At 69.5% G+C, this 7,247-nt stretch carries 6 protein-coding genes; 3 read left to right on the top strand and 3 right to left on the bottom strand.

The genetic code is table 11. The annotated features are described in order from the left end of the window. Nucleotides 1-1,506 (top strand): catalase/peroxidase HPI (katG, locus tag ACIRDX_RS18725; protein ID WP_396626960.1); only part of this gene is annotated, 1,506 nt, incomplete at its 5' end. Between the two features lie 107 nt (nucleotides 1,507-1,613). On the opposite strand, the gene ACIRDX_RS18720 is transcribed toward katG, so the two are convergent. Then, entirely contained in the window at nucleotides 1,614-2,327 is a 714-nt protein-coding gene (locus ACIRDX_RS18720) for a hypothetical protein (protein ID WP_396626959.1), read from the bottom strand. Nucleotides 2,328-2,488: 161 nt separating this feature from the next. On the opposite strand from ACIRDX_RS18720, the gene ACIRDX_RS18715 reads away from it, so the two are divergent. Then, a complete protein-coding gene (locus ACIRDX_RS18715; protein ID WP_396626958.1) occupies nucleotides 2,489-3,058 on the top strand; it encodes a GNAT family N-acetyltransferase in 570 nt (189 codons plus the stop codon). A gap of 59 nt (nucleotides 3,059-3,117) precedes the next feature. Here the strand turns inward: ACIRDX_RS18715 and ACIRDX_RS18710 are convergent, their stop codons facing one another. Both ACIRDX_RS18710 and ACIRDX_RS18705 read right to left on the bottom strand, forming a co-directional pair. Further along, nucleotides 3,118-4,578 (bottom strand): aldo/keto reductase, encoded by a 1,461-nt coding sequence (locus ACIRDX_RS18710; RefSeq protein ID WP_396626957.1) that lies wholly within the window; start codon nucleotides 4,576-4,578, stop codon nucleotides 3,118-3,120. Between the two features lie 8 nt (nucleotides 4,579-4,586). After that, the gene (locus tag ACIRDX_RS18705; protein WP_396626956.1) at nucleotides 4,587-6,074 is read right to left on the bottom strand and encodes an APC family permease; all 1,488 of its coding nucleotides are present in this window, start codon (nucleotides 6,072-6,074) and stop codon (nucleotides 4,587-4,589) included. 34 nt (nucleotides 6,075-6,108) lie between these two features. Here ACIRDX_RS18705 and ACIRDX_RS18700 point away from each other — a divergent pair. Further along, on the top strand, nucleotides 6,109-7,247 hold a 1,139-nt coding region (locus ACIRDX_RS18700), incomplete at its 3' end, for a DPP IV N-terminal domain-containing protein (protein ID WP_396626955.1).

The following is a 7,247-nucleotide window of genomic DNA, read 5'->3' as shown; positions in this document are numbered from 1 at the left end:
GATCCCGCCGCCGCCGCGCGTGACATCCGCGACACGTTCGGGCGCATGGCCATGAACGACGAGGAGACCGTCGCCCTCATCGCCGGCGGCCACTCGTTCGGCAAGACGCACGGCGCGGGCCCCGCGACGCACGTCGGCCCCGAGCCTGAAGCCACCGCGCTCGAGACGCAGGGCCTCGGCTGGCTGAGCACCTACGGCTCCGGCAAGGGTGGCGACACGATCACCAGCGGCCTCGAGGTGACGTGGACGACGACGCCGACCAGGTGGAGCAACAACTACTTCGAGAACCTGTTCGGCTACGAGTGGGAGCTCACCAAGAGCCCGGCGGGCGCGCACCAGTGGAAGCCGAAGGGCGACGCCGGTGCGGGCACCGTGCCCGACGCGCACGACGGCACGAAGCGGCACCAGCCGATGATGCTGACCACCGACGTCGCGCTGCGTGTCGATCCGTCGTACGAGAAGATCTCGCGGCACTTCCTCGAGAACCCGCAGGCGTTCGCCGACGCCTTCGCCCGCGCCTGGTTCAAGCTCACGCACCGCGACATGGGCCCGATCGCGCGCTACCTCGGCAAGGAAGTGCCGGCCGAGCCGCTGATCTGGCAGGACCCGGTCCCGGCGCCGACGCAGCCGCTGATCGGCGCGGCCGACATCGCCGCGCTGAAGCAGGCCATCCTCGCGTCGGGCCTCACCACGGCGCAGCTCGTGCGCACCGCGTGGGCCTCGGCCTCGACGTTCCGCGGCACCGACAAGCGTGGCGGCGCCAACGGCGCGCGCCTGCGCCTCGCCCCGCAGAAGGACTGGGCGGTCAACGAGCCGGCCGAACTCGCGCAGGTGTTGGGCGTGCTCGAGGGCGTGCAGCAGGCCTTCAACGCGAAGGGCGGCGCGCAGGTGTCGCTGGCCGACGTGATCGTCCTCGGCGGCAGCGCTGCGGTGGAGCAGGCGGCGAAGGCTGCCGGCGTCGACGTGCAGGTGCCCTTCGCGCCGGGTCGCACCGACGCGACGCAGGAGCACACCGACGTCGAGTCGTTCGCGGTGCTCGAGCCGACCTACGACGGCTTCCGCAACTACGTCGGCCAGGTGGGCAGCGTGCCGGCCGAGGTGGTGCTGGTGGAGAAGTCGCAGATGCTGACGCTGACGGCGCCGGAAGTGACGGTGCTCGTGGGCGGCCTCCGCGTGCTCGACGCCAACACGGGCGGCGCGCAGCACGGCGTGCTCACCACCCGCAAGGGCGCGCTGACCACCGACTTCTTCGTGAACCTGCTCGACATGGACGTCGAGTGGAAGCCGACCACCGACGCCGCCGAGACCTTCGTCGGCCGCGTGCGCGGCAGCGGCGATCAGAAGTGGACGGCCACCCGCGTCGACCTGCTCTTCGGGTCGAACTCGGAACTCCGCGCCCTCGCCGAGGTCTACGCCTGCGACGATGCGAAGGAGAAGTTCGTGCACGACTTCGTGGCGGCGTGGACGAAGGTCATGACCCTCGACCGCTTCGACCTGCAGTCGTAACCGCCTTGAAGACGTTAAGCGTTAAGCGTTAAACGTCAAGCGTTACTCGTTACACCGGCCCGCCCAGGCATCGCGCCTGCGGCGGGCCGTCGTGCGTCGGAGACTCGTCAGCCGCTGACCGTCAGGTTGCGGAAGTGCGCGTCGGTGCTGACGTCGATCCACAGCGCCACGGCACCGCGCCCGCCCTGGCCCGTCTTCAGGTCGTTGACCACGAGCGTGGGCTGCGCCTGACCGTGCACGAACAGGCGCGCCTGCGTGCCGCGCACCTCGATGCGCACGCGCGTCCACTGGCCGGGCACGAGGTCCACGTAGCTCTCGTACTTCTCCGGCGTCTCCTTGCGCAGCCGCTGCCACGTCCAGTCAGGATGCGAGATGTACTGGACCGAGTGGTTGCGCCGCACCTGGTCGTCGGCGCGGCCGTTGGTCGGGCGCAGGTAGAGCGCGTCGTACGTGCGCATGTCGGGCTGCACCCTGAACGCCACCCCGACGAAGCCGCGCGCATCGGCGAACACGTCGGTCCGCGGCGAGCCCGCCACCTCCACCTCGATCACGCCGTCGCCGAACTCGAGGCCCTCGACCAGCGCCAGTGTCTCGGCGGCGAGCGCGGCGGGACTGGCGCCGCCTGGCCCCGGCACGTTCGACCGCACGCGCACGCCTGCCTTGCCGTCGAGCATGGCGGCAACCGCCGTCACGTTGTGCAGCCGAAGGCCGGTGGGTGACGTCAGCGGGAACTGGCGTGGGCCGCCGGCCTGGGCGTGTACTCCCGCGTGCGCGGTGGCGAGACCTGCGACGGTGGTCGTGAAGAACGTGCGTCGGTCCATGCGTGTGTTCTACGTTCGCCGACCACGCGAGGTTGCGCAAGGGCCAGACGGGACCGCTGCCCGTCGCTCTTTCGGTATCCCCCGGCTTGCCCTGAGCGAGCGCAGCGAGTCGAAGGGCATCGCAGCATCGCGGCATTCCCCTATTCGGTTACCGTGTCGCCATGCCCGCGCCACCGGTCATCACGACACCGCGTCTCGATCTGCGCCCGTGGCGCGCGACCGATGCCCCGGCGCTGCTGCCCATCCTCGAGGCCAACCAGGACCACTTCGCGTCGTGGATTCCTCGAGCCGTGTCAGAACCCGTGTCCGTCCCCGTGCTCGAGGCGCGGCTCGAGGCACGCGCCGAGGACTTCGCGGCCGATCGGGCCTGGCGCTACGCCTACCTCCTCCGCGCGGACGACCGACTGCTGGGCGAGGTGTCGTTGTTCCCCCGCGACGCGCAGGGCCGCGTCGCGCTGGCCGACGCCGACCGCTTCGAGATCGGCTACTGGCTCCGTCGCGACGCAACGGGGCAGGGACTCGCCACGGAAGCGGCGCGCGCGATGCTCGACCTCGCGCGGTCGTTACCCCAGGGACGGCTGGTCGAGATCCGCTGCGACCCACGCAACGCCCCGAGTGGCGCCGTCGCGCACCGGCTGGGCTTCACCCTCGATCGCATCGAGACACGTGAAGGGGCAGGAACTGCCGGGGCCCTGCACACACACGTCTGGCTGTACAGGCGACAGGCGTAGGCACGTGCGGAGGCGATTGCGTGAGGGCCGTCGCCCGCGCCGCCGCGATTGCCGCAGAATCAGCCGCCGACAATCGCATCGGCCTCGACCTCCACCAGGTACTCGTCCCCGACGAGTGCGGCGCCGACCATCGTATTGGCCGGCTGTATTCGGCCGAAGCGCGCGCCGTGGACGCGCGCGACCACCTCCCAATCGTCGATGTGCCGCACGTACACGCGCGTGCGCACCACGTCAGTGAGCGCGGCGCCAAGCGACTGCAGTGCACCCTCGATCTTGTCGATCGCAAAGAGGGCCTGCGAGGCCGCGTCCTGGCCGCCGATGGCCCGGGCGCCAAGCGTCGCGGTGGTGCCCGAGACCGAGATGTGCTGACCATGACGCACCGCTCGGGCAAACCCGGCGGCCGTTTCCCAGACCGTGCCGGTCAGGCATCGTGATCGGCCATCGGCCCCGGTGCTCGACGCAAACGGCGCCGGCATCGTCTGCAGGTGATGACTGAGGTCTCCCGATGCCGTCAGGAACGGCGGTGTGCGGTATTCGTCACCGCAGTCACCGGAAATGGGTTCCAGGGTGTCGAGCGCGGCCTGGATGTCGGAGCGGTCGGCCTCGGTGAGCGAAAACGAGAACAGTCGCTGAGTGTCGTCGACGTGCGCGCGCTCGCCGAGCCTGGCGCCGACGATCACGCCGGCGACGCCGGGCTGGTCGAGGATGTAGCGCGTCGCGATGTTGGGGATCGAGACGCCGTGCCTGTCGGCCACCGCCTTGGCCGCCGCAAGCACGCGTTGCAGCGCGGCCCAACCGCCGGCGACTCGAAGGAAGCGGCCGTACTTCATCATCGACCAGGTGCCGGTTCGTTCCCAGTCCGGCTCCGGCTGGCCGAGCCAGCGCTCGGTCAACCATCCACCGGCCACGGTGCCGTAGGCCAGCAGCCGCACACCTGTCGCCTCGCAGTACGGAGCCAGGCCCCTGGCCGCGCGCTGATCGAGCAGCGAGAACGACACCTGGTTGGACACCACATCGATCCCGCTCATGCGCACCATCCGCAGGTGCGCCGTATCGACATTGGTCAGACCGAGCTCGCGAATCAGTCCGGCCCGCTTCAGGTCCTGCAACTCGTAGAGGGTCTCGAGCCAACTGGGGTCGGCGTAGTTCCACGCGTGATACTGGAGGAGATCGATCGAGTCCGCCCGGAGCCGTCCAAGCGCCCGTTCGACGGCCGCACGCACGTCGGCCCTGGGCACGCGGCCCGGCTTCGGCACCCACTTGGTGAGGCACTGGACCGCGCCGCCGTGCCGCGACCGGAAGATCCCTGCCACCAGCTCGGCCGACCCATAGTGATCGGCCATGTCGAACGTCGTCAGTCCAGCGTCGACGTAGGGGTGCATCGCGGCCGCCGCGTGCTCGAGATCGATCGGGTGCCCATCACGTTCCATGTCGGCCAGCTGCCACAAGCCGGTGAGCACACGCGAGATCGAGAGGCCTGGCGCAAGATCGATTCTCGGAATCCGGGGAGACGAGGTCATTGGCAGCTTCACTCCGGCGGCAGTGCCGCGAAACGCGCGGACAGATCCACGCCCGTCGCCTTGAGTCTGGTGACCTCGCGCACGTAGACGACCGTGCCGGCCGCCATCACCGCCAGCCACACCCAGGTGGACCGGAAGTACCACGCGGCGGCTGGTGACGTCAGGTCCTTGATCGTGTGTACCGCGAGGAAGCCGGCAATCACGACCACGGCGAGCACGGCAAGAGGGACGCGATGCGCCGCATTGGGCAGCACCGTGATGGCGCGTGCGAGCACCGGATTTCGACGAGGCAACGTGAGCACGGACGCCGCCATGGCCAGGAAGTTGACCAGCATGGCCGTGACGAGAATGTCGATGCCAAGGAAGAAGTCGCCGGCGAGGTGGCTGCCGAGGATGCCCAGCGTCGCCATGACACCGCTGGCGACGACCGCGACGTGCGGGGTGCGGTGGCGCGGATGGACGGCGGCCACCGCCTTGGGAAAGATGCCGTCTTCCGCCCACGCGAACATCAGGCGCGAGGTCGCCAGCAGCATGGCCGGCAGATCCTTGGCCAGCGCCACCGCCGCCGCCGACACGATCACCACCGTCCAGAAGGGCGGTAGCAGGTACCCGAGCAAGCCAGGTGCCGTCACGTCGCGCTGCAGCGCTTCAGTCGCCACGTACTGCCACGGCACCGCGTGATACACCGCCGCCGTGAACAGCAGGTAGAACAGGGCCACCGAGCCGACCGCCAGGCCGATGGCCATCGGCAGGGTGCGGCCAGGGTTCCGGGCTTCGCCGCCGGCTTGCGCGATGGCGTCAAAGCCGATGAACGACGCGAACAGCACGGCCGACGCCGAGAGGAACGGCCACGGTTGGAAGCCGCCGGGGAGGTTCGGCACCGCACGGCCCTCACGTGCCATCAGCGCCGCCGCAAGATCGTTGGCGTCGAACCAGAATCCCGCAACGATCACGACGCCGCCAAGCGCGAAGGTCAGGAACATCAGCGGCACCACCAGTCGCTGATAGAACACGATGCCGCGGAGATTGGCGGCGACTGCCGCCCACAGCACACCAAGCGAGATCAACAGTCGCACGGGACCGGTCTCGAGCGCGGCCGCCGTACCCGACCATCGCGCGGCCACCGCGATGTCCCGGATGAACGGGACGAGCACATACGACACCACACCGATGGCAATACACAGCGCGAACCATTGGGAGAACGAGGCCACGAACCCCAGGTAGGGGCTCAGTCCGCGGCTCGCATAGACATAGCTGCCACCTGCGCGCGGCATGGCCGAGGCGAGGATGGCGTAGGCGAGCCCTGCCAATGCGGCGGGCAGGGCGGCAAACAGGAACGCCAGCACCACGTACGGACCGATGCCCGGCACGTTGCGCTGGATCATGAACGGGATGATGTTGATGCCCGCGCCGACCATCGCGCAGACGCCAGTGGCCGTCAGGCCCAGTACACCCATCTCGCGGGCGAGTGAGGCCCGCCCTGCAGATCCTGCCATGAGGACCGCAAGTATACCGGCGTACCATTCGCCGATGGGGATTGTCTCTCGCCGCCTGTTGATGGCGATGCTCGTGAGCCTGCCGGGAGCGAACGTGCTCGCGCAACCGGTGGCTCCGCTGACACTCGATCAGGTCACGTCACGGCCCAGTCTGATCGGAACGCCACCGTCCTCGCCGGTCTGGTCGCCCGACAGCCGTCGTCTCGCCTTCGCGTGGAACGAACGCGGGCAACCGTTCCGCGATCTCTGGGTCGTCGACGCGGACGGGCGCGGACTGCGCCGGCTGACCGATCTCGATCGCACACATCCGGCCCCATCGCCGCCCGAGGGGCGATCGACCGCAGCACTGGCTGCACAGGCTGCGGCACGGGCGCGTACCGGAGTGGGCGAGGTCCTGTGGCTGCGCGACGGCAGAACGATCCTGTTCACGGCGGCCGGAGGGACCTATCGCGTTGATGCTGACGCTGGCGAGCCGGTGCGTCTCGATCTCGGGGGGAGTGCGTCGAACCTGGCCGCCTCACCCGACGGGACAAAGCTCGCCTTCCTGCGGAGCGGCGATCTGTGGCTGTGGTCGCTCGGTGCCGGCGGGCCGGCGATGCGCCTGACCCAGCTCGCCGTGCCTGGCATCGCGCGCGTGCCGCTGGGAACGTACAACCGGGCGGATGTCGAGATCGGCACGGGCATCTGGGGGGCGAGCTGGCGCCCGTTCGCGTGGGCGCCGGATGGCCGGTCGATTGCCGTGCACCAGGTCGACCGTCGTCACATCCGCCGCGTGCCGTTTCCGTCGTATCTGGGTGACGAGACAACCGTGAGCGAGTTGCGACGCGGGTATCCGGGTGACGAGAACGAGCGTCGCACGTTGCACGTGGTCGAGGTCGCCACAGGTACCCTGCGCCCGATCGCGCTCGAGGATCCCGGCTACCGGGCGGTGAGCGACTTCCAGTGGGCGCCGGATGGCCGGCTCCTGATCGACCGCGTGTCCGACACGGGCACCGATCGCTGGGTATCGGTGCTCGACCCGGGCGCGACGACGCCCCGGCTGTTGTGGCACGACCACCGTGCCACCCGCATCTATCCCTCGTATGCGGCGCGCTGGCATCCGGATGGCCGTCGCATTGTCGTACTCGCCGATCTCGCGGAGCGCGATCATCTGTACGCCCTCGACGCGACCAC

This window comes from Luteitalea sp., assembly GCF_044337415.1.
GTDB lineage: Bacteria > Acidobacteriota > Vicinamibacteria > Vicinamibacterales > Vicinamibacteraceae > Luteitalea.
This window is presented reverse-complemented; position numbering and strand designations above follow the sequence as displayed.